The 26,099-nt window shown below is 45.7% G+C and carries 25 protein-coding genes; 5 read left to right on the top strand and 20 right to left on the bottom strand.

Annotated elements, in window-relative coordinates:
• Positions 1-21: 21 nt before the first annotated feature.
• Both ACUM5Y_RS08275 and ACUM5Y_RS08270 read right to left on the bottom strand, forming a co-directional pair.
• Entirely contained in the window at positions 22-1,365 is a 1,344-nt protein-coding gene (locus ACUM5Y_RS08275) for an ATP-binding protein (protein WP_445976402.1), read from the bottom strand.
• Positions 1,366-1,371: 6 nt separating this feature from the next.
• Positions 1,372-1,872, bottom strand: coding sequence for a putative pterin-binding protein (locus ACUM5Y_RS08270; protein WP_445976401.1), 501 nt, complete (start codon positions 1,870-1,872; stop codon positions 1,372-1,374).
• A gap of 214 nt (positions 1,873-2,086) precedes the next feature.
• Between ACUM5Y_RS08270 and cysZ the strand changes: the two genes are divergently transcribed.
• The gene (cysZ, locus tag ACUM5Y_RS08265; protein WP_445976400.1) at positions 2,087-2,863 is read left to right on the top strand and encodes a sulfate transporter CysZ; all 777 of its coding nucleotides are present in this window, start codon (positions 2,087-2,089) and stop codon (positions 2,861-2,863) included.
• A 2-nt stretch (positions 2,864-2,865) separates the two neighbouring features.
• Positions 2,866-3,705, top strand: a complete 840-nt coding sequence (locus ACUM5Y_RS08260) for a response regulator (protein WP_445976399.1) — start codon at positions 2,866-2,868, stop codon at positions 3,703-3,705.
• A gap of 76 nt (positions 3,706-3,781) precedes the next feature.
• On the opposite strand, the gene phoR is transcribed toward ACUM5Y_RS08260, so the two are convergent.
• The 9 genes from phoR to ACUM5Y_RS08215 form a co-directional block, all read right to left on the bottom strand.
• Complete coding sequence (gene phoR / locus ACUM5Y_RS08255; RefSeq protein WP_445976398.1) at positions 3,782-5,119, bottom strand: phosphate regulon sensor histidine kinase PhoR; 1,338 nt, start codon at positions 5,117-5,119, stop codon at positions 3,782-3,784.
• Complete coding sequence (phoB, locus tag ACUM5Y_RS08250; RefSeq protein WP_445976397.1) at positions 5,116-5,811, bottom strand: phosphate regulon transcriptional regulator PhoB; 696 nt, start codon at positions 5,809-5,811, stop codon at positions 5,116-5,118. The genes phoR and phoB overlap by 4 nt, the downstream gene beginning before the upstream one ends.
• Before the next feature lie 65 nt (positions 5,812-5,876).
• Positions 5,877-6,749: a 4-hydroxybenzoate octaprenyltransferase gene (gene ubiA / locus ACUM5Y_RS08245; RefSeq protein WP_445976396.1), complete on the bottom strand. Its 873-nt coding sequence runs from the start codon at positions 6,747-6,749 to the stop codon at positions 5,877-5,879.
• Positions 6,742-7,305 carry a chorismate--pyruvate lyase family protein gene (locus tag ACUM5Y_RS08240; protein WP_445976395.1) on the bottom strand — a complete coding sequence of 188 codons (564 nt, stop codon included), beginning with the start codon at positions 7,303-7,305 and terminating at the stop codon, positions 6,742-6,744. The genes ubiA and ACUM5Y_RS08240 overlap by 8 nt, the downstream gene beginning before the upstream one ends.
• An 11-nt stretch (positions 7,306-7,316) precedes the next feature.
• Positions 7,317-8,576, bottom strand: coding sequence for an HDOD domain-containing protein (locus tag ACUM5Y_RS08235; RefSeq protein ID WP_445976394.1), 1,260 nt, complete (start codon positions 8,574-8,576; stop codon positions 7,317-7,319).
• A 105-nt stretch (positions 8,577-8,681) separates the two neighbouring features.
• Positions 8,682-9,461: an amino acid ABC transporter ATP-binding protein gene (locus tag ACUM5Y_RS08230; protein ID WP_445976393.1), complete on the bottom strand. Its 780-nt coding sequence runs from the start codon at positions 9,459-9,461 to the stop codon at positions 8,682-8,684.
• A gap of 22 nt (positions 9,462-9,483) precedes the next feature.
• A complete protein-coding gene (locus ACUM5Y_RS08225; RefSeq protein ID WP_445976392.1) occupies positions 9,484-10,584 on the bottom strand; it encodes an amino acid ABC transporter permease in 1,101 nt (366 codons plus the stop codon).
• Between the two features lie 10 nt (positions 10,585-10,594).
• Positions 10,595-11,770, bottom strand: coding sequence for an amino acid ABC transporter permease (locus ACUM5Y_RS08220; protein WP_445976391.1), 1,176 nt, complete (start codon positions 11,768-11,770; stop codon positions 10,595-10,597).
• Between the two features lie 112 nt (positions 11,771-11,882).
• On the bottom strand, positions 11,883-12,905 hold the full coding sequence (locus ACUM5Y_RS08215) for an amino acid ABC transporter substrate-binding protein (RefSeq protein WP_445976390.1): 1,023 nt from the start codon (positions 12,903-12,905) through the stop codon (positions 11,883-11,885).
• Positions 12,906-13,440: 535 nt separating this feature from the next.
• On the opposite strand from ACUM5Y_RS08215, the gene lrp reads away from it, so the two are divergent.
• Positions 13,441-13,917, top strand: coding sequence for a leucine-responsive transcriptional regulator Lrp (lrp, locus tag ACUM5Y_RS08210; protein ID WP_445976389.1), 477 nt, complete (start codon positions 13,441-13,443; stop codon positions 13,915-13,917).
• 62 nt (positions 13,918-13,979) lie between these two features.
• On the opposite strand, the gene ACUM5Y_RS08205 is transcribed toward lrp, so the two are convergent.
• The 3 genes from ACUM5Y_RS08205 to ACUM5Y_RS08195 form a co-directional block, all read right to left on the bottom strand.
• Positions 13,980-14,786 (bottom strand): ComEA family DNA-binding protein, encoded by an 807-nt coding sequence (locus ACUM5Y_RS08205; protein ID WP_445976388.1) that lies wholly within the window; start codon positions 14,784-14,786, stop codon positions 13,980-13,982.
• Between the two features lie 123 nt (positions 14,787-14,909).
• The gene (gene recG, locus ACUM5Y_RS08200) at positions 14,910-16,991 is read right to left on the bottom strand and encodes an ATP-dependent DNA helicase RecG (RefSeq protein ID WP_445976387.1); all 2,082 of its coding nucleotides are present in this window, start codon (positions 16,989-16,991) and stop codon (positions 14,910-14,912) included.
• Positions 16,992-16,996: 5 nt separating this feature from the next.
• Complete coding sequence (locus tag ACUM5Y_RS08195) at positions 16,997-17,902, bottom strand: hydrogen peroxide-inducible genes activator (RefSeq protein WP_445976386.1); 906 nt, start codon at positions 17,900-17,902, stop codon at positions 16,997-16,999.
• Between the two features lie 141 nt (positions 17,903-18,043).
• Here ACUM5Y_RS08195 and ACUM5Y_RS08190 point away from each other — a divergent pair, with 141 nt between their 5' ends.
• Complete coding sequence (locus ACUM5Y_RS08190; protein WP_445976385.1) at positions 18,044-18,892, top strand: NAD-dependent epimerase/dehydratase family protein; 849 nt, start codon at positions 18,044-18,046, stop codon at positions 18,890-18,892.
• A 50-nt stretch (positions 18,893-18,942) separates the two neighbouring features.
• On the opposite strand, the gene ridA is transcribed toward ACUM5Y_RS08190, so the two are convergent.
• From ridA to ACUM5Y_RS08165, 5 genes are all read right to left on the bottom strand, one after another.
• A complete protein-coding gene (gene ridA, locus ACUM5Y_RS08185; protein WP_445976384.1) occupies positions 18,943-19,329 on the bottom strand; it encodes a deaminase RidA in 387 nt (128 codons plus the stop codon).
• A 70-nt stretch (positions 19,330-19,399) separates the two neighbouring features.
• The gene (locus tag ACUM5Y_RS08180; RefSeq protein WP_445976383.1) at positions 19,400-21,517 is read right to left on the bottom strand and encodes a RelA/SpoT family protein; all 2,118 of its coding nucleotides are present in this window, start codon (positions 21,515-21,517) and stop codon (positions 19,400-19,402) included.
• A 62-nt stretch (positions 21,518-21,579) separates the two neighbouring features.
• Positions 21,580-21,804 carry a DNA-directed RNA polymerase subunit omega gene (rpoZ, locus tag ACUM5Y_RS08175; RefSeq protein WP_445976382.1) on the bottom strand — a complete coding sequence of 75 codons (225 nt, stop codon included), beginning with the start codon at positions 21,802-21,804 and terminating at the stop codon, positions 21,580-21,582.
• A gap of 57 nt (positions 21,805-21,861) precedes the next feature.
• Positions 21,862-22,485, bottom strand: a complete 624-nt coding sequence (gene gmk, locus ACUM5Y_RS08170) for a guanylate kinase (protein ID WP_445976381.1) — start codon at positions 22,483-22,485, stop codon at positions 21,862-21,864.
• A 123-nt stretch (positions 22,486-22,608) separates the two neighbouring features.
• Entirely contained in the window at positions 22,609-24,333 is a 1,725-nt protein-coding gene (locus tag ACUM5Y_RS08165) for a sensor domain-containing diguanylate cyclase (RefSeq protein WP_445976380.1), read from the bottom strand.
• 185 nt (positions 24,334-24,518) lie between these two features.
• Here ACUM5Y_RS08165 and ACUM5Y_RS08160 point away from each other — a divergent pair, with 185 nt between their 5' ends.
• Positions 24,519-25,100: a uracil-DNA glycosylase family protein gene (locus tag ACUM5Y_RS08160; protein ID WP_445976379.1), complete on the top strand. Its 582-nt coding sequence runs from the start codon at positions 24,519-24,521 to the stop codon at positions 25,098-25,100.
• Positions 25,101-25,104: 4 nt separating this feature from the next.
• On the opposite strand, the gene ACUM5Y_RS08155 is transcribed toward ACUM5Y_RS08160, so the two are convergent.
• Positions 25,105-25,974, bottom strand: a complete 870-nt coding sequence (locus ACUM5Y_RS08155; RefSeq protein ID WP_445976378.1) for an AraC family transcriptional regulator — start codon at positions 25,972-25,974, stop codon at positions 25,105-25,107.
• Between the last annotated feature and the right edge of the window lie 125 nt (positions 25,975-26,099).

The following is a 26,099-nucleotide window of genomic DNA, read 5'->3' as shown; positions in this document are numbered from 1 at the left end:
AGCCTTTAAGGTTTAGGCTAACTAAGATTCTGTATTGGGCAGATGAAAGGGCAACTCTAGCCAGAACTGGCAGCCATTGTATTCCTTACAGCTGAACTGTAAGTTGCCTCCCATAATGCTGACCAGCTTATAGCTCAATGAGAGTTTAAGGGTTAGTTCATCTTCATCTGCGTGGCCATTCGACATGGGCGATATACGCAGCTTATCAAGATCCGAGTTGGACTTGCCCAAGCCATCATCTTGAATGTTCACCACCAGGACTTTAGAGCCATTTTTGTTAGACAAAGTATGCCTAACCTTGATGGTGATGTGCTCTGCATGGTTATTAATTAAGGCATGCTGTAACAAAGCGCTGATGATGCGTTTGGTATTAATGAAATCCAGCACGATCACTTCAGGAAGCGCTTGGTCCATAACCAAATCAAGGCTTACACGTTGATGTTCAAAATGGTAATTGAACTGGTCAATCACTTCATTAAGGTGACGAGAAAGCTTCTCAGCAGTTGGCGTTAAGCTGAAGCTTTCGGCATTAATCTGTACTAGTGCTAACAGCGTTTCAGCGGTCTGTAGCGTTTTTAGTGCAGGGTAGGTGCCGGTATTTGCTTCTGTCAGATCAAAGTTTCTATGCATTTCCTTGATGATGGTTTGCAAACCATGGCTTTTATTTTCTTCAGAAAACAATAGGTTATTGTTCAACTCTTTGTTTTTTTGATAAATCCCTTTTACTCTAGAGACACTCTTTAGAATAAAGCCGCAGAGTAAGATTAAGCTGATCAAGAAAAAGATCGTGAGCTTTTGGACTTGATCAAGATTCTTTTGCAGTAGGCGATGCTGGTCGGTAATAAACTGGTTATTGCCCTGATTGGTAAGCGTGACAAACTCATTGATTTGCGTATCTAGACTTTCCAATCGAGACACTAGATCCTCTAAATAACTTCGGTCTCCCTCTTCAATTTTCACCACATTCAGGCTGACCAGCTCCAGTTCAGCGTTGATGATGTTGAGTAACCTTAATGCTCGTCCACCTGAGTATTCACTAATTAACGAGCCAACTTTACCCGTTCTCAGCAAATCTATGCGGCTCATTAGCAGGTCATATTGAAAGAAGGTTTCACCCTTAGTTTGGCCACTCTGGGTACTAAGGTCGCTTAGGTAATGACGAAAGCGGTAGGTTTGTATTTGCAGTTGTAGGGTGTTCCAAACAGAGCTTTCAAAAACCCTTTGGGAGTCCACTTTTGCGGCGTTACTGGTGTAATTGATAATGCTGAGCATGGCGACAGCGATTGCAATGGTTAACGCCCCTAGGGCGTATGCGGCCCATTTTTGAATGAATGGGCGAGGCGAATACCAATTCTTTTTCAACATGATGCTTTACTCCGTGATAGAGAAGCTTTTCATCTCTTTAATTTGCCAAATAGAGCGACCGTAATATTGCTCTATTTTCAGGTCACTATTTTGATCGAACGGGTAGATCACCATGATAGGGCCTAGGTTACGAATGCTCATGGGCAGCCCGTCTCTGTGGGTTGCCATAATTGCCCCATGGTCAGTAAAGTCCGAAAGAGGAATCTCAGTTTGATATTGATTGAGCGCGGTAAACTTTAAATGGCTACCAGAACTTTCTAATTGTTCTAATAGGTCTATCACAGAAAAACCTGTGTAGGTGTGCTCGCCATCCGTCCAAGGATTGTGGGTGGTGACACTGACTTGAGGTAAGGCATTTAACATAGCCAAATCAAAATCGGCGCGGTTGTTGGCGTTGTAAGTTTTTATGTCACCAGAAACGCTCAAGATTACCTGACCAGTAGGTTTTTCGAGGGAGAAAGCTTCACGACTAAAAAGGAAGATAAAAATATAAAAGGCTAAGCGCATAAACAAACCACCTTGAATGGATAAGATTATTTTATGATAAACAAATAATCGTCAACTTTACGAATAATCTAGACATATAGTGTATTTAACCACCTAACGGCGGCTCAGAGAAGGATTTACAGCTAGCTGATCTATCTAGCTGTGGTTAAAATACAGCATTGCAGCCTCTCATCGATTTGCAGCAAGGCTATTTTTGACACAAAAGAGAGAATTTATGATTTCACAACCCTTTAAAGCGGCGGGGGCATTTATAAAGGCGCTTCCATTAATTGTATCTCCACAGTTACGTTTGTTTATTCTTGCGCCTTTCTTAGCGAATATTCTTTTAATGGGGTTAGTGTACGTATTGGCATTAAGCTACTTCAACCACCTAGTGACGGTTGCGATGGACTACATGCCCGAATGGTTGTCTTTCCTAAACTGGTTTTTCTATATTATCTTTGCCGCTATTACCAGCGTGCTCTTGTTCTATAGCTTTTCAGTCGGTATCAATATCTTGGCGGCGCCATTCATGGCATTTCTGGCGGAAAAAGTAGAAGAAAAACAGACCGGAAAAGTATTCGATGAAGCGCTAACGGGGAAAGTCATATTGGCGATTGTGCTGCGCAGTTTGCAGCGTGAGCTGCAGAAAATCTTATATTTCTTGCCGCGCTTTGTGCTCTTGCTGCTGCTATCATTCATTCCGATTGTAAATGTTATCGCGCCTTTCTTGTTATTGCTCTTCTCGACTTGGATGTTGGCCCTGCAATATATGGACTATGCCTTTGATAACAACAAGGTTCCGTTCCATGAAATGCGGATGGCACTGCGTTCTAAGCCTCTCATGTGCTGGACATTTGGTGCCATTGTCATGGTAAGTTTAGCCATTCCAGTGCTTAACCTATTTATCATGCCGATTGCGGTAGTGGCGGCGACGCTATTATGGATTTCCGTTTTTAGACCGTCCCATGGCGAATACGCTTCTCTTTTAGATCTTTCAAACAAGGCTTAACCATGTCATTAAAAATTCTTGTGGTCGATGATGCATCTTTTACACGCGACCTGATAAAGCGGACGCTGCGCAGGCAGTTCCCAGCCTGCATGGTAGATGAGGCTGTAAATGGCAAGAAAGCCCAACAAATGCTCAGCAAAACCCGTTTTGATATGGTGTTGTGCGATTGGGAAATGCCTGAAATGACAGGGGTTGAATTACTCAAATGGTGTCGTGAACAGCCTAATTATCAAAAAGAGCAAGTGCCGTTCTTAATGATCACCAGCCGAGGCGATAAAAGCCATGTAATTGAAGCGGTGCAATCTGGGGTAACGGATTATTTAGGTAAGCCGTTTTCCAGTGAACAGCTGGTGAATAAGGTCATGTCGGCGGCGAAAAAGCATAATATTGATGGCAAATTAGCTTCGCAAAAAGCACGCCCTGGCAGCGCGTTGGGCTCTGATAGTAGCTCAGCAGCCTCTTTGGACATTCTGCTTGGAGCTGGTAGCAAAACTACTCAAGTGACCCCTAAAGTTACCGCGCCGAGCGTGACTATGAAGGATGTAAAAATTCCCACCATGGTTCGCTTTGAAAATAAGCAATTTCGTTGCATGGTGATTAAGCTTTCTAAACAAGAGGGCACTCTTTTGATAAAGAGTGATGATGTGATCCCTGCCGTATTAGGCCAAGCTGTGCTGGATTTAGAATACCAAGGGCAGATTAATCGCCTAAATTATTATGTTCAGTCTGTGGCGACCACAGAGAAAAAGCACGACTCGACTTTCTTAACCGTCACCCTAGTATTGATTGACCAAGATGACGAAAAAGAAGCGTTTATGAAAAGCTTATTTGAAAGTTTGTAAGCAGAAAATTTGTCGCTAGCTTGCCAGCGATGTAGCAGGGAATAAGTAAGGGCGCTCCATGGAGCGCCCTTATTGTTTAATCAGAGCTCTTAAGCGCTTCTGTATCGCTTTCAAGAGCAAAGGCGTCTGTTCGGATGCGGCTGGCGGGGAAATGGCAGGAGAAGGTGCTGCCGAAGCCTGGCTGGCTACGAATTTGTAGCTTGGCATCGTGGTGTAAAATAACGTGCTTTACAATGGCTAAGCCCAAGCCTGTGCCGCCAGTTTTGGAGCCTCGGCCTTTATCCACACGGAAAAAGCGTTCCGTAAGGCGAGGGATATAACGCGGCTCAATACCCAAACCGGTATCCTGTACCGAAAAGACACCACTAAATTCGTTTGCTTCCCACATTACGGTAATTTCACCACCGTCTGGTGAGTATTTAATTGCATTTACGACCAAGTTCGAGAAGGCACTGTATAGCTCTTTAAAGGAGCCATACAAGCGCGCATCTTCAGGAATATCAAAAGTGAGTTGATGTTGGTCGGTGAGAATCGGCGAAGCCATTTTCTGGATGGCCTGAATCAAATCACTTACTTTAAGCCATTGGTCTACTTCGCGTTTATCATTGCTTTCTAGACGCGAGAGCAGCAGTAGATCTTCTATCAGGTGTTCCATGCGTTCAGATTGATCAGACATATTCACTATGCCTTTTTGCATACTGGCAGGCAAACTGTCTTTAAACATGGAAAGGGTTTCAAGATAGCCTTTAATCACCGTGAGGGGCGTTTTTAACTCGTGAGAAGCGTTGGCCACAAAGTCTTTACGCATTTGTTCTAACAGGTGCAGGCGAGTCACATCACGGATAAAAATCAGGTGATCATTTTTATCATAAAGGGTGGTTTGTATTTCTAAATAAACACCGCTTTTTGCTGGCGATTTAATTACCAGAGGTTCGCCAAAACGCTTTTGGCTAAAGTAACGGAAGAAATCTGGGTTACGTACTATGTTGGTGATGGCTTGGCCGCGATCGACAGGACGCATCAGGCCTAGAAAGTGTGCCGCGGAATTGTTCCACCATTCCAAGTTGCCTTGGTTGTCCGCCATAATAACGCCTTCTTTTAAGGCGGCGGTAGAGCTTTCAATTCGAGTTAAGGCTTGGCGCATACGGCGTTTCGATTTACGTTGCTTTTTCTGCAAGCGATAAACCGAATCAAATACTTCACCCCAGATACCGCTGGTTTCTGGTGGGGCTTTGCGACCAGAGTGGCGCAGCCAATGGTGGAAGGTATAAAGCTGATAAAACTGCCAATATAGGGTGCCGAGAACATACAGCAAAACCACCGCCAACAAATGACCTAAAACTAGGCCAATAGTAATACAGGCGGCGAGGCCAATGAGCCAACGCAGTATGGTGTTACGCCAGATGGTTTTCATGCCGTCCTTTTAGCTGAAAAACGATAACCTGTGCCGCGTACGGTTTGGATCAGGGTGTCATGGGTGTTGCCAATGGCTTTACGTAAACGACGAATATGAACATCGACGGTGCGCTCTTCGACGTAAACATTGCCACCCCACACTTGATCAAGCAGCTGTGCGCGAGAATAAGCTCGTTCTTGGTGAGTCATTAAAAATTTGAGTAAGCGGTACTCGGTTGGCCCCATTTCTAATGGACGGCTACCAATGGTAACGCGCTGACTGATTGGGTCGAGTACTAAACCTTCTACTTCGATCGGCTCATCGACGCCTTGAGGTGTCGCACGGCGCAATACCGCTTTTAAGCGTGCCACCAGTTCACGGGGCGAGAAAGGTTTGGTGATGTAATCGTCCGCACCAACTTCTAATCCTTGAATCTTATTATCTTCTTCGCTTTTTGCGGTCAGCATAATAACGGGGATTTCCGCCGTGGTTGTGTCTTTTTTCAGGCGTCGAGTTAGCTCTATGCCACTGCCGCCAGGCATCATCCAATCGACAAGAATTAGGTCAGGTCGATGGTCAACAATAATTTCATGGGCTTGTTGGCTGTTTTCTGCTTCCAAATACTCGTAGCCGGCCATCTCTAGGGCAACGGCAATCATTTCACGTATGGAAGACTCATCATCAATTATTAATACTTTTTTACCGGTCACAGGATCTATCCTCATCTCAGGAACGGTTTATTAAAACGACCAAATGTGACAATTAGGTTAAAATGTCACATCGTTGCCATATATTCAACAAAATAGCTGCCGATAATGCCTAGGAATAGAGTGTAGCCAACGCGGTTATTGTCTAGGAAGGATTTAAAGCAGGCTTGGCGATCGCGGGTTTTGGATTGCTGAAACTGCTGATAGAAAAGCCAGAGGCAGACCAATAGCGCGACAAAATAAGGCCAATGTTGGGCAGACAAGATACCCACCCAAAACATCAGTGACAGCATCAGGCCTTGCAAACACACAATGACCAATAAATCGTATTGGGCGAAGAGAATGGCGGTTGATTTGATGCCAATTTTTAAATCGTCAGGCCGGTCTGTGATGGCATAGTAGGTGTCGTAAGCTATGGTCCAGAAGCAATTTGCCACAAATAGCATCCACAGTTGTGGGTCCGCAAGATTACCGCCTTGGGCGCTGTAAGCCATTGGAATGGCCCATGAAAATGCCAGCCCTAAGAAGAGTTGCGGTAAATGGGTATAGCGTTTCATGAAAGGGTAAAGTGCGGCTAAGCCTAGACCAACCACAGACAATAAGATGGTTTGTAAATCGGTAAAGAGCACCAATACAAAGCTGAGTAAAGCAAGGCCTGCGAATAAGGCTAAGGCTTCTTTCTCGCTCACCCGGCCCGAGGGCAAAGGACGATTCTTGGTGCGGTCAACATGACCATCGACTTTGCGATCTGCATAATCATTTATTACGCAACCAGCAGAGCGCATGCTAAAAACACCCAATATAAAAATCACGATTAAGGATAAATCGGGGAGGCCGTCTGCAGCGAGCCATAATGCCCATAATGTTGGCCACATCAGTAAAAATGAACCAATGGGACGGTTAAAGCGAGTCAATTCTGCGTAGGCGATGATCTTATTCATAAGTTTTAAATGGCTGCGCTAGATGAGTGATGGTGTCGAAAAATACTTCGTTAACCAGTATACCTTGACCATGCTGCAGAAAAACAGATCGACGTGCCCATAAGGCTTTGTTTTGATTAGGAAATAGATTCTTTGGAAGCTTTGCCACTTCAATTGGGCTGCGTTTTAGAGCCCTATGTTGGAATAAATAGCCGCCGAGCGGTTTGGTCTTTAGATGCTTTACCTGTCGCCAGCGGCCTTTGAGTGCGCTGGCTGGTACCACTGAGCGGGCTAAAATGACGGCTTCACCATCACAATGTAAAACCACAGTGCGGATACGCGTGGCATCCCTAGGGCGTAATTTTAGGCGTTTACGCTCTCTTGGGGTGGCTGTCCCCCAATCGTCTTCCAAAACCTTCACCGTGAGGTGACCAATGCTTTGTAGTTTGGCCGTTAACGAGTCGGCCGTTGTTAGCCAAGGCCACAGCTTAGAGGGTACTGCTTGCTTATTGATGCGATGGCAAGGATACCAGCGATAATCAAATTGTTGGGCTGCGGCTTGATTAAGGATTGTCATGGTGTGCAAGCTTACTGTTTTTTGATGAGGTTCGCCATGATCTGTAAGTAGGCACTGGATTCTAATAATTGCTGGTAAGCTTTTTGCGTATCAGCAGGAGTCAAACCTAGATCATTCAATAGTGCTGATGGTACTTCTTGCTGTCGATAAACTCGCTGGGCAAGGTGTAATAATTTGGTTAAAGGCGCGTGATCACCTTGATATTCGGGTTGAGTGCTGTAGCGAATAGCGGTGCAAACATTGTCCGGTAGTTGCCACTGCTTAAATTGGCGAAAAGCCAATTGTTGCTGAGTAAAACCTAGGGCAAACATCTCTATCATGTCAGCAGGCAAGTGGGGGTTGGCTTCATGTTGTCGTGATAAGGCAGAAAAATAGGGAGGTAGTACTGCCCCGAGAATCAAATAGCCAAAATTATGCAGTAAGCCTGCTAGGTAGGCATGGCCCTTTTGAGGGCGACGTTCTGGGGACACTCTCTGCACAAGTAAGTCCATGAGAATGGCATGGGAAACCGCATCAAGCCAGAATTCTTGGAAATGACGCGGGCCGTTTTTGGGGGGCTCAATTGAAGCCCCCATGGACAAACCTAGGGCAAGGTTGAGCACCATATCAAAACCCACAATGCGAATAATTGCATCGTCAATAGAGTCGACTTTATTGTTAGTGCCGTAATAGGGGGATGAGGCCCAGCTCATGACTTGCGCCGCTAAGCTTGGATCCAAGTTAATGATTTTACACAGCTCTTCCGCATCGGCGTTGGGGTTAGCGCAGAGCTGAATAATACGTCGACAGGTGGCCGACAAAGCTGGCATTTCTAGCGTTTCTTCTAATCGTTGAGTAACACGAGTCGCTTTAAATTCCCCTAGAGCTTGGCGCAATTGTTGCTCATCGTCTTTGTGGTGAGCAACCGGCTGTGGTACACGGCCAAGCTCGATACAAAAGTCATCAATATAGTTCAATGGCCCCGCAAAGCGTTGTTTGAGCGCGTCGCTGCTGATGGTTTCATAGCCATTCCCAGCAGAGTTTTGAATGGCCAATAAGTCAAACTGAAAGACTTCTTGGTCGATCAGGGTTTGAGTATTGGGCTTCAAGCGATTGTTATCTTGCTCGCGACGATGGTAAATAGGGCGGAAGCGGCGTTGTGTGGCACTGAAAACCGCCTCTAAATTCAGTAAGCGTGTTTCGGGGAAAATAACTTGAATACGGCCGTTTTTATCTGAAAAGTGTACGATTCGCAGTTTTTGCGCAGCAGAGCTTGGTAAATCATGGCTCATATTAAGAAGTCCAATATCCTTATACGGTAAAAAGTGCGTACAGCTAAACGCAAAAAAGCCTCACCATAGGTGAGGCTTTTTAATATAACACGAAAACACGAAAGATTAGTGATTCAAGATTTGGCTCAAGAACAATTGTGTACGGTCATGTTGTGGATTTTCGAAGAATTCGTTTGGCTCATTAGCCTCAACGATTTCACCCGCATCCATGAAGACTACACGGTCGGCCACGGTTTTCGCGAAGCCCATTTCGTGGGTTACACAAACCATGGTCATACCTTCGTCAGCCAACTGAACCATAACATCCAGTACTTCTTTGATCATCTCAGGGTCAAGTGCAGAAGTCGGCTCATCGAATAGCATGATGCGTGGTTTCATACACAAGCCACGGGCAATCGCTACACGTTGTTGCTGACCACCAGAAAGCTGACCTGGGAACTTCATTGCTTGGTTGGCGATCTTTACACGCTCCAAGTAATGCATAGCCATTTCTTCAGCTTCTTTCTTCGGCATTTTACGCACCCAAATAGGTGCTAGCGTCAGGTTTTCTAGGATCGTAAGGTGCGGAAACAAGTTGAAGTGCTGGAAAACCATGCCCACGTCCTTACGGATCGCTTCGATGTTTTTCAAGTTATCGTTCATCTCGATACCATCAACGATGATAGAACCTTTTTGGTGCTCTTCTAGACGGTTGATACAGCGCGTCATGGTGGACTTACCGGAACCGGAAGGACCACAGACAACGATACGTTCGCCTTTTTTAATACTGAAGTTGATGTTCTTCAATACATGAAAATCACCGTACCATTTGTTGACATCGTTAAACTCGATGATTGCGTCTTCACCCGGCTCAAGTTGGGCAAGTGCCATATTTCTGTCTGTCATTGTATTGACCTCAAATTCTTAACTAATTGCGCTTATGTCCGGTTTCTAATTTACGCTCGATCGCCATACTGTAACGTGACATACCGAAGCAAATAGCCCAATAAATGAATCCGGCAAATGCATAACCTTCAACGGTTGTACCTAGCCAGTTGGCATCGTGGTTGGCTAATTGGATAATGCCCAAGAAGTCGAACATACCAACGATATAAACCAGAGTCGTATCTTTAAATAGACCGATGAAAGTGTTTACGATACCAGGAATAACCAGTTTCAAAGCCTGTGGCAGGATAACCAATACCATTGACTGCCAGTAGGTTAAGCCCATGGCGTCAGCCGCTTCGTACTGACCCTTAGGAATCGCTTGCAAACCACCACGAATTACCTCTGCCATATAAGCTGCAGAGAATAGCGTGATACCGATCAATACCCTAAGTAACTTGTTGAAGTTCAAACCTTCTGGCAAGAACAATGGAATCATTACAGACGCCATAAACAAGATAGTAATCAAAGGAACCGCACGGATGGTTTCAATGAATACAACACATACGGATTTGGCAACCGGCATGTTTGAACGACGGCCTAGAGCCAGCAAAACACCCAGTGGGAAAGACGCCACAATACCTATGATACCGAGCAACATGGTTAGGAATAATCCACCCCACAAAGAAGTCTCAACTGCTTCCAAACCGAATACACCACCTGCGAACAGGATGTAAGCGATAACTGGGTATACCACAATGATAGCGATAGATAGGTAAAGTTTATTAACGGCTTTCACCGCAAAAGCACCGATCATAACCACTAAAAGAATAGTGGCGAGGTTAATACGCCAAGTTTCTTCAGGTGGATACAGTCCATACATGAACTGGTCGAAACGTGCGCCGATAAAGGCCCAACATGCACCGCCCGGCGCACAGTCTGCTTTAGATGCACCTTCCCAGGTAGCGTTGACCAAGCCCCATTCCACCATAGGTGGAATCAGTAAATACAAGATGTAAAAGCTGAAAAGCGTCAAAAAGATATTCAGTGGGGACGACAATAAGTTTTGACGTACCCAAGCCACAGCACCCACCGAGTTAACCGGTGGTGGAAGGCTGGGTGATGGTTTAAATTCAATAGCCATGTTTAGCCTCCTAGCGCTCCATTAATGACATTTTCTTGTTGTACCAGTTCATGAACATAGAGATAGATAAACTCAATGTTCCGTAAACCAACATACAAAGACCAATTGTTTCAATCGCTTGACCGGTTTGGTTCAGGGTTGTACCCATGACCACGGCAACCAATTCTGGGTAAGCAATCGCCGCACCCAATGAGGAGTTCTTTGCAAGGTTCAAGTATTGGCTGGTCAGTGGTGGAATGATGACTCGTAGAGCTTGTGGTAATACGATCAAGCGTTGTGTCAAACCATCTTTAAGTCCAAGTGAACGAGCGGCTTCTGTTTGTCCCCAGTTGACGGACAAAATACCAGCACGGACGATCTCCGCAATAAACGAGCCCGTATAAGTAGAAAGTGCCACCAAAACTGCGACAAATTCAGGCGGTAACACCATACCACCAGTCACGTTGAAGCGACTCTTCTGTGGTAGGTCAAACTCAATAGGGAAACCGGATACTGCGAGGGCAAGGAAGGTAACAACTATAATTGTGCCTAAAGATGCCCAGTAAGCTGGGAACCACACACCGGTTCTTGTTTGGCGTTTTTTCGCCCAAATAATGATGCCGATAGAAGCAACGATAGACAGAATGAATCCTGCAATCACTACCCCGAAACCGTCTTGAGTAATTGGGTTTGGTGAGTAGATTCCTCGTTTGTTTAATAGGAAGTCGGCAAATTCGTAGCTGTTTCTTGGCGCAGGTAGAGCGGCCAATACCGCGAAGTACCAGAAGAACATTTGTAGTAACAGAGGAATGTTACGCAATGTCTCTATGTATACCGTTGCTAATCTAGCCACTAACCAGTTGTTGGATAGACGTGCTAGACCCATGATCACGCCAATGATAGTGGCTAACACTATACCCATTAGGGAGATAACAAAGGTATTGATCAGGGCAACAACGAAAGCTCGACCATAAGTGTCGGCTTCTGTGTACTCAATTAGGTGGATTAGAACTGGGAAACCCGCTGGCTCGTTTAAAAATGAAAAACCAGTAGAAATCCCGCGATTGGCTAGGTTGGCTTGTAAGTTACTAAATAGGTAATAACCCACGAAAACCACGATAACCAGCAGCACAATTTGAAAGACTAAGGCACGGGTGCCGGCATCATTCAATAGGCTGTTATTGCTAGAAGTAGTTTTATCGCTCATCTTAGTTCAGGCAATGGAATGCTCGTCAGATGTGGTAGAAAGGGGGGAGAAACTCAGCGGCAGATGCGCCGCTGAGTAAATACCCGAAGCAGGTGCTATAGGTAGGTATTTATTAACGTACTGGTGGCGCGTACATTACACCGCCTTCAGTCCATAGGTTGTTGATACCACGTGGTAGACCAACTGGAGTTTCTGGACCAACGTTACGCTCAAATACTTCACCGTAGTTACCTACTTGTGCGATTACGTTGTAAGCCCAATCAGCAGGTAGACCAAGTTGAGCACCCATGTCACCTTCAGCACCTAGTAGACGCTTGATGCCTGGATCAGTTGTTTCGCTTTTGATTTTCGCAACGTTTGCAGAAGAAATACCCATTTCTTCAGCGTTAACCTGTACGAACATTGCCCAAGTTACAATATCTTTCCACTGGTTGTCGCCGTGACGAACAACAGGGCCTAGAGGCTCTTTAGAAATTGTTTCTGGAAGGATCATGTGTGCGCTTGGATCAGAAAGCTTAGAACGGTGAGCGGCAAGACCTGATTTATCCGTAGTGAATACGTCACAACGGCCAGAAGCGTAAGCCGCTAGGGCTTCGTCAGCTTTCTGTACGATTACTGGAACGTAAGACAGTTGGTGCTTACGGAAGAAGTCAGCCATGTTCAATTCAGTAGTTGTACCTTGCTCAGTACAAACTGTTGCACCGTCAAGATCCAAAGCAGACTCTACACCAAGATCTTTACGAGCCATGAAACCTTGACCGTCGTAGAAGTTTACAGCTGTGAAGTCTAGACCTAGAGAAGAGTCACGAGTGTAAGTCCAAGTAGTGTTACGAGAAAGAACGTCAATTTCACCAGACTGTAGGGCAGTGAAACGCTCTTTAGCAGAAAGAGGAGTGAATTTAACTTTTTGAGCATCGCCAAATACAGCGGCTGCAGCAGCACGACATGCATCAACATCGATACCAGTCCAGTTACCAGCGTCATCAGCGTTGGAGAAACCTGGAACACCCTGACTTACACCACACTGGATAAAGCCTTTAGATTTAACGTCATCAAGAGTACCAGCGGTTGCTGCAGTACTAATAGTGGCAGCGATTGCTGCTGTTGAAAGTAGTTTACCAACGTTAGATTTCATTTATAGAGCCTCCCAGGCGTTTTATATACATGTTGTTATCTTGTTTGTATTTAAATAGAGCTTTTAAATCTCTAAAAATTACTAAGCAAGAATGTTGCCAACATTTAGTTATTCTTTTTTTTGTGTGTATATGCAGCACAATCCTCTAAAAGGATGTCGCATGACCTAATAGAATTACTCTTTAGGCTCATAGTCAAGTAGAAAATTTTGTTAAAGATGCTTGATTTGGATACTTTTTAAGCGTTTTCACTGGTTATTTACTGTCTAAGCAATGCAAATAATCATGACGCTTTTATAAGTAAGCCTTATGAAGAAAGGGCTTGAGTGGAATCACAGAATAAAACGCACCATATTAGTGTGTCAATTTGTAAAATGCCTAAAAAAATAACTTTTTTGTCTTTTGTGCTTTGTTTCGGTGCATCTAATGGGCCGTTATTGTAATTGCCACAAGATCATACAAAAGGGTTTCCCACAAAATAGAGTCTACATGCTAGAATCAAAAATCCCTTGAAGCAGTAAAAGGAGGCCATGCCTAATGGAAAACTCTACAAAGCCGCTTGATCGTCTCGACAAAAAGATTCTTCGAGAGCTACAGATTAACGGTCGTTTATCGAATGTTGAATTGGCGAGTCGAGTCGGCTTGAGTGCAACACCTTGTTTAGAGCGTGTTAGACGTTTGGAACGAAATGGTTACATCACTGGCTATTGTGCCTTAGTAAACCCGAAAAAAGTGGATGCTGGGTTGCTCGTATTTGTAGAAGTACGATTGAAGACCACATCACCAGAAGGCTTCAATGAATTTAAAGCTGGGGTCTCTGAAGTCCCTGAAATACTTGAATGTCATCTAATTGCCGGGGATTTTGAGTATTTATTAAAAGCTAGGGTGTCCAATATGGATGCGTATCGTCAGCTATTGGGTGAAACCTTGCTTACGCTGCCTCATGTAAGAGAGTCCCGTACTTATGTCGCCATGGAAGAGGTTAAAAACACCACAGTGGTGAATATACCTTAATACCTGCTGGAATTGCTGATAGGGAGAATAGAGTGGGGAATAAAGCCAATGTGGAGTCGGCTTTATTCCCCATTTTTTTGATCGCTAAGCTGCTGAAGCAGACGATCCAATACTTTTGGCCCCATGCCTTTAACATTTAGAACCGCTTTTATACTTTTAAACGGCCTTTCTGCGATTAACTTTTCCAAAACCTTTTTATGAATGCTTTTAAGGCCTCTAAGCTGGGCTTTTTTGGCTTGGTTAATGAGGGATAAGTCGTCGCAGCCAGCTTTTGAGTTTTTTTTTACCGAAGGCTTGTCGCTCGGTGAAGCCGAGGCTGGCCTTTCACCTACAGTAGAAGCTTCTACTGTAGGGGCTTCTGCTTGCTGTACATCTTGCTCAGACAATGGCGTTAGTTGGTCGGTAGCTACATCGCCTGAGGTGGTTTCGACAACTGCCGACTCAATAGTGCTAGTGACAACTTCCGTAACAGGGTGAGCCCTTGTTAGGTCGGTCTCATAAGGCACTTCAAAATAAGCGCTGTCACATAAAGTGTAGGCTTGGCCATCCCATTCGTTAATCTGCAGTATGAACTGCCAAACCCCAGCAGGTGGTTCTTCAAAGATCAGATCGTACTCACATTGGGCTAATTCACATTGACCAGCAAGCTCCCCAATGGTGGTGGAGGCCATACGGTACTCATGAAGTTGCCCTGTGTTTTGGCTTAACGCGCAAAGCTGAACCTGTAGCGTGCCACTTAGGTTGTCTGAAGGGCGATTGCTCTTGATTTGATCAATAGAGATAACGACCCGATCACCCGTAATACGGTAGCCGCAGCCATTCATGGAAATATTAGAGAATTGTTGTGCTTGTTCTTCAGAGCTGTACATAGCTAACCCACTTAATTATTAACCAGCTATAGAGGCTTATTTCACGGTGAATTTTTGACCATATTTTAAGCAGACGCAAGCAATAAAGGGATTATTTGTTAGTGCAATGGCAATTGTTTAAGGCTAAACGTTTAAATATTGGCTATGGTTTGGCAACCAGCGGCTAAGCAATGGTGAAATGTGATCGGGTTGATGTTGATAAAGCCAAGTGGCAGCTTTCTGCACGTCATCTAATAAGGCTTTGTCTCGCTGTAAATCTGCCACTTTAAATTCCCATAAACCCGTTTGGCGAGAGCCTAATAATTCACCGGGGCCACGTAACTCCAAGTCTTTCTCGGCTATTTTAAAACCGTCACTGGTTTCTCGCATAGTGGACAACCTTTCTTTGCCTTGTTGGCCTAGAGGCGCTTTATACAATAGAACACAGTGGCTGGCAGTTTGCCCACGACCCACTCGACCACGCAATTGGTGAAGTTGAGCCAAGCCTAAACGTTCGGGGTTCTCGATCACCATCAAGCTGGCATTGGGCACATCTACCCCAACTTCTATCACAGTAGTCGCGACGAGAAGCTGGATCTCTCCGGCTTTGAAACGCGCCATAATGTCGGCTTTCTCTTGGGCCTTTAAGCGGCCATGCACCAAACCAATGGCCAAGTTGCTGAGTTGCTCTTGTAATAGCACCGCAGCATCCTCAGCGGCTTGGCATTGCAAGGCCTCAGATTCTTCGATCAGGGTACATACCCAATAGGCTTGTTTGCCTTCTTCGCAGGCGCTCTTTACTCGACTAATGACCTCTTGGCGACGCTGATCGGACACCACAATGGTGTTGACTGGGGTGCGACCGGGAGGCAGCTCGTCAATGATCGAGCAGTCCAAGTCCGCATAGGCTGACATGGCTAGGGTACGAGGAATCGGCGTGGCGGTCATAATCAGCTGGTGGGGTTGATAACCATTTTTCAGACCCTTTTCGCGCAGAGCCATGCGTTGGTGTACACCAAATCTATGCTGTTCATCTATGATCGCCAGAGCCAAGCGGTCAAACTCGATGCTCTCTTGGAACAAGGCATGAGTTCCCACGACGATTTCTGCGGCGCCAGAGGTAATATCTTCAAGCTCCTTGGCTCGGGCTTTGCCCTTGAGTTTGCCTGTCATCCAAGCGACCTTTAAGCCTAGTGGTTCAAACCATTGGGTGAAATTGCGATAGTGTTGTTCCGCGAGAATTTCCGTAGGCGCCATAATCGCCACCTGAAAACCTGCTTGTACCACGCTGGCTGCGGCGAGCGCTGCGACTAAGGTTTTCCCTGAACCGACGTCTCCTTGCACTAGGCGTAACATGGGTTGGCCTGTATTGAGATCTTTAAGAATCTCGCCAAACACTCGCTGTTGTGCCCCTGTGGGAGAGAATGGCAGCTGAGCCAATAGCGCTTGGCTAAGATCACCCGCTTCGGGCACCAGGATCGCATTGTCTTGTTTCGCTTGTACTCGCTTACCAATTAACGACAGCTGGTGAGCCATCAGCTCTTCGAAGGACAAACGATATTGGGCAGGATGGCTGCCAGCTTTTAACTGTTCGAGATTCACATCGCGCCATGGGTGATGCAGAAACTCGATGGCTTCCTTAAGAGAGGGCAAACTAAACTGCTGGCGCAAAGTCTCTGGCAGCCACTCTTGTAAATTATGATCAGTGAGGCGTTCTAACGCTTGGTCACACAAAGAGCGAATCTTGGTTTGCGTGAGACCCTCGGTAAGAGGGTAAATAGGAGTGAGCAGAGCCGACTCTAAAGGGGGCTCTTGTTCGCTGATCACGCTGTATTCTGGATGGTAGATTTCAAAGCCAGTGCTGCCGCGGCGAATTTCGCCAAAGCAACGTAAGCGTTTGCCATTTTCTAGTTGCTTCTTTTGTGCTGCCGAAAAGTGAAAGAAACGTAAATGCAAAGACCCCGAAGGGTCTTTTAATCGGCATATCAGGCTGCGGCGTTTGCCCATTTTAATTTCACAGCCGGTCACTTCGCCTTCTATGACGGCTTCGTCACCAAAACGTAGCTGGCCGATTGGCACCACGCGGGTACGGTCTTGGTAGCGAATCGGCAGATGGAACAACAAGTCTTGAACCGTGTGCAGGTGCAGCTTAGCCAGCTTTTCAGCCATGGCTAAACCTACCCCTTTTAGTTCCCTAATGTCTTGTGTATCCAGACCATCAATCATAAGGATTAGAGATCAAGTTTCTTACAAGCATCGCGGATAGACTGGCTTACGGCTTCTATGGCTTTCGGACGAGGGAAGCTAGCACGCCAAGCCAGTGCCACAGTTCGTCGAGGTGCTGGTTGCGCAAAAGGACGTACATCCAAAAGCGAGCGATCAATGTTGGTGACCGCGGACTTTGGCAATACGGTAACGCCCAGACCAGAAGCCACCATGTAACGAATCGTCTCAAGGGAGCTGCCATTGACTATGGTACGGCCATCGCTAAATTCGGCTTCATTAATCAATGGGCAAGCTTCCAATACTTGCTCGCTGAAACAGTGCCCTTTCCCCAGTAGTAACAGGTTGTCTGTGGTCAGTTGATCCGTTTGAATCTCATCCAGTTGAGCCCAAGCATGGCCTTTTTGCATAAGCACCACGAACTCTTCTTCATAGATAGGCTGAGTGACTACATCGGGTTCATGGAAGGGCAGTGCGACTATGATGGCATCAAGCTCACCGTTACGCAGTTTGGGGCGCAAGTTCTCGGTGAGGTCTTCTTCAATGATAAGCGGCATGCCAGAGGTAATCTGCTGCAAGGCTGGAATCATAAAAGGAAACAGGTAGGGGGCGATGGTAAAAATCGCGCCAACTTTGAGTGGGCCTTTTAGTTGATTTTGACCAGAAGAGGCCAGCTCTTTGATCATATTCGCTTGCTCTAACACTCGTTTCGCTTGCGCAATAATTTGAGTGCCGATAGGGGTGATGTAAACCGCGCTTTTGCTGCGCTCAAAAATCGCTGCGCCGAGTTCTTCTTCAAGTTTTTTAACGGCGACGCTCAGCGTTGGCTGGGATACATAGCTGCGTTCCGCTGCTCGGCCAAAATGCTTTTCTTCCGCCAGCATTACTATGTATTTCAATTCGGTCAACGTCATAGGACACCTCGTAAATGCACAGAAAATTCATTGCTAATAACTATGATAATAGAATAGCTGATAAAGTATACTCGATCACAGTTTTTTCTTTATTGGCACAATATAGCAACAACCTGCTGTGTTGTGATTGAGAGGTGTTGGATGGCAAAGGTACTCATTGCTGGGTGTGGTGATTTAGGCTCTGGTGTCGCGGAACAGCTAGTGAGTCAGGGGCATCAAGTGATTGGCATTCGTCGTGAAGGGCAAGAATTTCCTCAAGGCGTGGAAGGCATCACAGCAGACTTATTAAGCCTAGACCCAAACCGCTTGCCGGATGTGCAGGCTATTTTCTTGATCATGACCCCTCAAGGCCGTACGGAACAGGCTTATCGTTTGGCTTATTTAGATACCGCAAAAGTTCTTGTACATCGTTACCAAGATCAAGCGGGCTCGAAGCCGCAGGTGCTTTTTGTTTCCAGTACCAGTGTCTATGGACAAAGCGATGGGGCTTGGATCGATGAAAGTAGCTCAGTTATGCCTCTAAGTGCGACAGCCAAGGTGCTGGTGGAAGCTGAGCAGCTTCTGGCCGAAGCATTACCTAGCGTAGCGGTGCGTTGTTCGGGTATTTATGGTCCAGGGCGCTTTCGTATGCTGGATAAAGTGCAAAGTGCGGTGGACTGGTCTCATAATAGTTGGACGAATCGAGTGCATCGAGACGATGTTGTGGCAGGGTTAAGCTTGTTGGCCCAGCGGGCATTGCAAGGAGCCTCTTTACCGCCTCATGTGATCATCACGGACCAAACCCCTGTGTCGATGTGGGAAGTGAAGCTTTGGTTAGCGACTCAATTAGGCGTACCCCCAGCGGTCAGTGAGATTGCACATTTTACGCCAAGCTCTGGTAAACGTATTTATGCGCAGTACTTGTTATCCCAAGGCTGGCAGCCTCAATACCCAAGCTATGTATCGGGTTATCAGCAGATTCTTCGTGACTATTTGACTTTGCGCCCATAAAAAAAGAGACCTAGGTCTCTTTTTTTATAAGGAATGTTGAGAGGACTAAATTAGTCTTCTAACACCATGATACCTTCAATTTCTACTTGAACATTCTTCGGCAAAGCACGTACACCCATGGCTGCACGAGCAGGGTAAGGTTCTTTGAAGAATTGTGTCATCACTTCGTTTACCGTGGCAAAGTTGCCAAGGTCAGTCATGAAGATATTAAGTTTAACGATGTTTTCCAAAGAGCCACCAGCGGCTTCACAAACAGCTTGTAGGTTTTTGAAAACCTGAGTTGTTTGCTCAACAACGTCTTCGCTGATAATTTCCATTGTTTCAGGAACCAAAGGAATTTGGCCGGATAAATATACTGTGTTGCCAGCACGAACGGCTTGAGAGTATGGACCAATAGCGGCCGGTGCATTTTCAGTATGAATAACTTGCTTAGACATAGTCATGATTCCAATTCAAAAGGTAAGAAAACAAAAAAGCGTGAAAACGCTTTCCAACAAATTATAAAAATTAGCGACCAACAATGGTTTCGCGAGTGACTTTTTCCACACAACGGACGGCTTTAATACGGCGCATAACATCAGCTAAGCCAACTCGGCTGGAAATTGTAATACTCAGTCTTAAACGACTCACGCGGCCACGCTCAATGATGTCCAAATTCGATACTTGGAAATCGGTGTCACTGATAGAACTGGCGATCTTAGCCACGGCACCGCGTTCATTGATGTAGCTTACAATGAGGCTAATCTCTAATTCTTCTTCAATCTCTTTGCCCCAAGACATGCGTATAAAGCGCTCAGGGTTAGACAAATGATCCTGAATATTTGGGCAATTTACATGGTGAATAATGATGCCCTTATCCACTTGAACATAGCCGACGATAGGGTCACCAGGAATTGGCGCACAGCATTTCGCGTAGGAAATGAGCATGCCTTCCGAACCATTCACCTTAAAGGATTTTGGTGTGATTAACGTATCTTCATCAACATTCGGGAAAAGCTCACGGGCAACCAAATAGCCCACGTGACGGCCTTTGCCGATGGATTCAAGCAAGTCATCCATTGAGGCCAACTGATGATTCTGTAGTACCGAGTCAATTTGCTCAGGGGTTAAATCATCCATGTTGGATTTAAAGGCATTTAACGAGCGAGTCAGCAAGCGATGGCCAATAGAAATGGCGTTTTCTCTTTGCTTGTCTTTTAGGTAATGGCGAATATTAGTGCGTGCCTTACCGGTAATCGCGAAACTAAGCCAAGCCACATTGGGCTGAGCATTCTTCGCGGTAATAATTTCGACGGTTTGACCACTTTCTAACTGCGTACTCAATGGCGCTAAGCGGCGGTTGATACGACAGGAAATACAAGTGTTACCGATTTCGGTGTGCACGCCATAAGCGAAGTCGACTGGCGTGGCGCCAGAAGGCAATTCGATAATTTCACCGTTCGGTGTAAAGACATACACCTCATCAGGGAAAAGGTCGCTTTTCACTTCGTCTACGAACTCAACAGGGTTGCGCGCTTTTTGCTGCATTTCCAGCAAGCTTTGAACCCATTTGGTTGCTCTATCATGGTTGCTTGGGGAATTGGATGGACCATTCACCTTGTAAGCCCAGTGCGCGGCGATACCGTTATTGGCCACCAAATCCATTTCTTCCGTACGGATTTGTACTTCCATTGGAATGCCGTTGGTGCCTAACACTGTGGTGTGCAAAGACTGATAGCCATTGGATTTTGGTACAGCGATGTAGTCTTTGAAACGACCTTCGATTGGCTTAAATAAAGAGTGAATCACGCCAAGAATTCGATAACAGCTATCGTGACGGTCGGTCACGATACGAACACCCATCACATCCATGATTTCATCCAAAGAACGGCGCTTTTTGTCCATTTTTTGGTAAATACTGTAGATGTGTTTTTCACGCACACTGATGGCAGCTTCTATATAGTCAGCAGCCAGTTCGGCACGGATTGTATCTTCAAGTTTTTGGGTGTCTTTAATGCGTTGTTGGCCATATTTTTTATGGATGGCCTTTTGTAACATGCGGGCCCGCATTGGGTAGTAGGCTTGGAAGGCGAGGGACTCTAGATCAACACGAACGGTATACATGCCCAAGCGGTTAGCGATAGGGGCATAAATATCGAGAGTTTCGCGGGCTATTCGTCGCTTCTTGTGAGCGGGCATAGCATCCAAGGTACGCATGTTGTGCAAGCGGTCGGCAAGTTTTACCAGAATGACGCGAATATCATCGGCCATGGCCATGGCCATTTTCTGGAAGTTATGGGCTTGTTTCTCGACTTGGCTATTAAACTCTAGGTGGGTCAGCTTACTCACACCATCCACTAGGCTGGCAACCCCTGCGCCAAATTGCTTAGTGAGCGCTTCACGGCTAATGCCGGTGTCTTCGATCACATCGTGTAGCAAGGCTGCGGTTAGACCGTCGCAGTCCATGCGTAATCCCGCAAGAATTTCGGCAACTGCTAGAGGGTGAGTGACGTAGGGCTCGCCACTTTTACGACGTTGACCGTCGTGAGCTTGTTCTGCGTAATAATAAGCTCGCTTTACCTGAGCAACTTGCTCGATAGGTAAATACTGACTTAGGGTTTCGGCTAAATCTTCAATGGTGTACATCGCTCACCTCACAACAGCAAGTAGGAAGCGCGACAACAGTGGCATGAGCGACACCATCAAAATTAAAACTCGTGAACAGGCTGTTTTTGCTGATCAACGTTTTCTGCGTTGATTAGATTCTCAGCAATTTCACGAAGGGCAACAACGGTAACTTTATCGTCTTCGTATGGTACTTTTGCTTCTTCACCACCAGTCGCTAGTTGACGAGCGCGTTTAGACGCCACCATCACTAGTTCAAAGCGGTTATCAACGTTTTCTAAGCAATCTTCTACTGTAACTCGAGCCATTTTGACCTCTATAATCGATTATCTGTTTTGCAAAGTGTAATTCTACTTAACGGGTTCTCATAATGACAAGAGATCATTGATAAGATTGTTGTGTTTTTGTTGCATAACCGGTGTTTTGTTACGCATTGCTTGGAAAATACCGGCCATTTGCGATAACGCTGTATCAAACTCGTCATTAATGATGACGAAATCGTATTCATGGTAGTGCGACATTTCACTGATTGCCTTGTCCATACGACGTTTGATGACATCTTCCGAGTCAGTTCCACGACCATTGAGGCGAAGTTCTAAATCCTTTAAAGAAGGCGGCAAAATGAAGATACCAATGGCCTCTGGGTATAGCTGACGGACTTGTCTCGCCCCTTGCCAATCAATTTCTAAAATAACATCCAAGCCTTGTTCCAGCATGCCGAAAATTGAGGCCTTGGAAGTACCATAGTAATTATCGAACACTTGAGCATGCTCAAAAAACTCATCTTCGGCAATCATATCCAGAAAAGACTCAGGGTCGGTGAAGTAATATTCACGGCCATGCTCTTCGCCTTGTCGCGGCGCTCTGGTGGTGTGGGAAATGGAAATACGGACTTGTTCGTCCTGTTTCAGTAACGCCTTATATAAGGTTGATTTTCCTGCCCCAGAGGGAGCCGAAAGAATAAATAAATTGCCAGTATGTTTATCCATAAGGAGCCAATATTCCGCACATTAGAGTCTGTTAAAAATTACCATGAGTGTAACACAACCCACCGGCTATTTGGCGACTCAGTATTAGGGGGGTTGTAGAAGCTAATGTTAGTGATAAGTGGGTTATTTATTGCGCATAGCACTTAATTCTAAGTAGGTGCAGGTTTGGTTGCGGCCCTGCTCTTTGGCGAGATACAGGGCTTGATCGGCTAGATCAATGGTGTGCTCAAGGTTGGGCTGCTGTTTATCCATCAAGGCCAAGCCAATACTGATAGTGAAGGCAACTTCTTCATTGTTATCCGTGACCACTAGAGCTTCTTCGATATTGCGACGGATACGTTCTACAAAGGCTTTGGCATCCTGTAGAGAGGTTTTGGGGATGAAAATGATAAATTCTTCGCCACCAAATCGAGCGGGTAAATCTTCTAAACGGCATTGGGTTCGCAACTCTTCGGCCAATCGCACAATGACTTTGTCACCCATACTGTGACCATAGTTGTCGTTGACCTTTTTAAAGAAATCTATATCCATGAGGGCAACACAAATTGGGCGCTCAGTGTATTTCTCCTGAGCCATCAACTGGTTAGTGGTGTCTGTGAAGGCTCGTCGGTTAAAGAGCTTAGTCAGTGGGTCGGTGGCGGCTAATTGCTCTAACGCGGCTTGCTCGTCTTTGGCTTTTTGCAAGAGACGAATTCGGAAAGAAATGATCAAGGCTAAGATTAGCGCTTCTAGCAGAATACCAATGCTCGCGGCATGACTGGTGAAATAATTAAAGGGCACCTTACCATTAAAAAATAATACGGATACCACACCAAAGCCGATAAACAGGCCATGCCCCAGTAGAAAATACGGGGCGATAGGGTGTTTACGTATTAGCATAGATAAACAAACAGTAAGACTGACTAGCATCATCAGTGCAACTAAGACGGAGGTTGTATTGAGCGCAGCGTGCAGATCGAACAGACCGTACATCAAGTTTACCGCGATAATCATACCTGTTATTAACAGCGCCCGGTGTTCGATCGGATAGTGCTTTTTCGTCTCGAAAATACGCGCCATGAAAAGCAGTAGAAAGATCGGCATCAAGTTTAAGCTTAAAATTGCATTGTGAGACGCAGGCCCATAGATGTTGAATACATCTGCAACAAAGCCAAAAGTCTGACCTATCCAGACCCCCGCGGTGATCAGGTAACAAGCGTAATATAAGTGCTCAACAAATCGTGATGAAAAGAACAAGAACAAATTATAAATGGCAAGTGCGAGTAGCATGCCAATAATAATGGAGATATCGGTGTAAAGACCGGTCAGCGCTCGTTTGGATTGCTCTTCATCATAAAGTTTAATGCTAAACCATTGGCTAACGTACATGACACTTTTTAGATAAATGGTGACTTGCTGATTGGCAGGGATTTCAATATCAAAAACCGCATTGCCTCGATACATCCAAGGCTGATCACCTTGTTTGCTATAATCGATGGCCTTTTGTTGTGGTGCTTGGCCTTCTCTTACTTCAAACAAGACTAACTCGCTATTGTTATAGGCATAAGGGAAGTGTAAGTAGACGGTTTTATCTTTAGTGCTTGAGTTGGATAAGGGGACTTTTATCCAAGCGACATGTGGCTTCATACCCAAGGTAAGGTTATTAGGGGAGGGTGTGAAAACCTGCTGTTGGATTGTCTCAAAATCCATTTTTTCAGAGACGTCGATATAATGTTCTATCTCAAAATGCTCTAGCTTTAATGGAGCATCCGATATTTCGTAGGCAGTTAGGTTTGTGCTATAGGCTTGCAGCGAAATTAAACTCAATAAAATGACTAACAGACTGGAAAAGCAATGCTTCACTGTCATGCTCTTTTCCTTTTTAAAAATGCTACAAATATAACGCCACAATACAATAAAAAAGCCTAAAAATGAAATTGCTAAAGGTGTTTTGGTGACCAAAACTCAGTGCTATGTTCGCCTTTTAATCGCTGAGAATGTTGCTCAAAATGGAAAAAATAAATGTCCGTCATTTGGAAGGGTAGGAGAAACTATTGAACTCAACGTTACTCAAAAAAGTGCGTCAATGCTCACTCTGTGAAGCCGACTTGCCACTTGGGGCTCGGCCTGTGATACAGCATCATCCTCAGGCACGAATTCTGATCGCTGGGCAAGCGCCGGGGTTAAAAGTGCATGAGTCTGGCCTGCCCTTTGATGATGCCAGTGGCGAAAGGCTAAGGGCATGGCTTGGGGTCTCTCGGGAATATTTTTATGATGCTACCAAGTTTGCCATCTTGCCCATGGGGTTTTGTTACCCAGGGCGTGGAGCCTCGGGAGATTTACCACCCAGATCAGAGTGCGCCCCAGCTTGGCGTGAAGCTTTATTGGCAGAATTGAGTAATATTCAGCTCACCCTAGTGCTAGGTAAGTATGCACTTGCTTACCACCTACCCGATGCTAAACAGAACAACCTAACCCAAACAGTGCAAGCATGGCAGGACTACTGGCCAAGCCATTTGCCTTTGCCACATCCTAGTCCTCGCAACAACATTTGGCTAAAACGCAACCCATGGTTTGAGCAAGATGTGGTACCTGTCTTGTCCCAAAGAGTGGCCAGTATATTGGTGAATGACTAGTGCCCTACTTCGCCCACTTTCCGTGACTCCACTGTCTAGGTGGCTGACCATATAGGCGCTTAAATTCACGATTGAATTGAGAAGGGCTGGCATAGCCCACCGCATAAGCGGCCTCATTGACATTCATTCCTGCTGCGATGTTCATGGCAGCACTGTTCAGTCTCATTGATTTAATAAACTGCATTGGGGACAAATGAGTCGCTTGCTTAAACTTGCGGTGAAACACCGCACGGCTCATGCCTACCTGAGAGGCCATTTCATCTATGGTGAGTGGGTCACTTAAGCGGCTAGATATTTGTTCTATCATGCGTGCCATGCTGTTGCCGATACCAAACGCCTGCATCATTGCACTTCCAGCAGAGCCTTTGAGTACTGTGTAATACAATTCTTTTAAGCGACTTTCTCCGAGCACCTTAGTGTCTGTTGGGTCTGTACTGAGTTCCAACAGCCTATGGAGTGCCTCAGTAAAATTTGGTTGCCATGGGCACAAACTGATGCCACTGGGAGGCTGTTTCTCTTGCTGACTGGAATGGCTGGATGCCGCTTGGATTTCTAGTGCTATTTCGGCCATAAGGCGTATATCTAGGGTGATGTATACCCCAAGTAAAGGCTCCTCAGGGCTAGCCTCTGGGGTACCTGCCTCTAGTGGCATCGACATGCTGCAAGCTAGGTAGTGTTGGTTGTCATAACGGTAGGCACGGCCATCTAAAATAGCTTCTTTGCAGCCGCTAACGATCGCCACAATGGACGGCTCGTACACAGCGGGGGCGCACTGGTGTGGCTCGGAAACGCGAAACAGGCGGACACCTGAAATGCCTGTTTCTTGCAGACCATCTTCAGGCATACGCTGTTGGATAAATTGTTTAATCGTCATTTTGTTCATGGGCTGAAATTAGCACCGAAAATACAGAAACTCAATCGAGTGATACAAATAGGCAATTATTAGAGAGAAATTCGCCTATTTACTAAGGAGTGTGATCACTATAGTTACTTCAACAA

The sequence above is a fragment of the Marinomonas dokdonensis genome, assembly GCF_052747885.1.
This window is presented reverse-complemented; position numbering and strand designations above follow the sequence as displayed.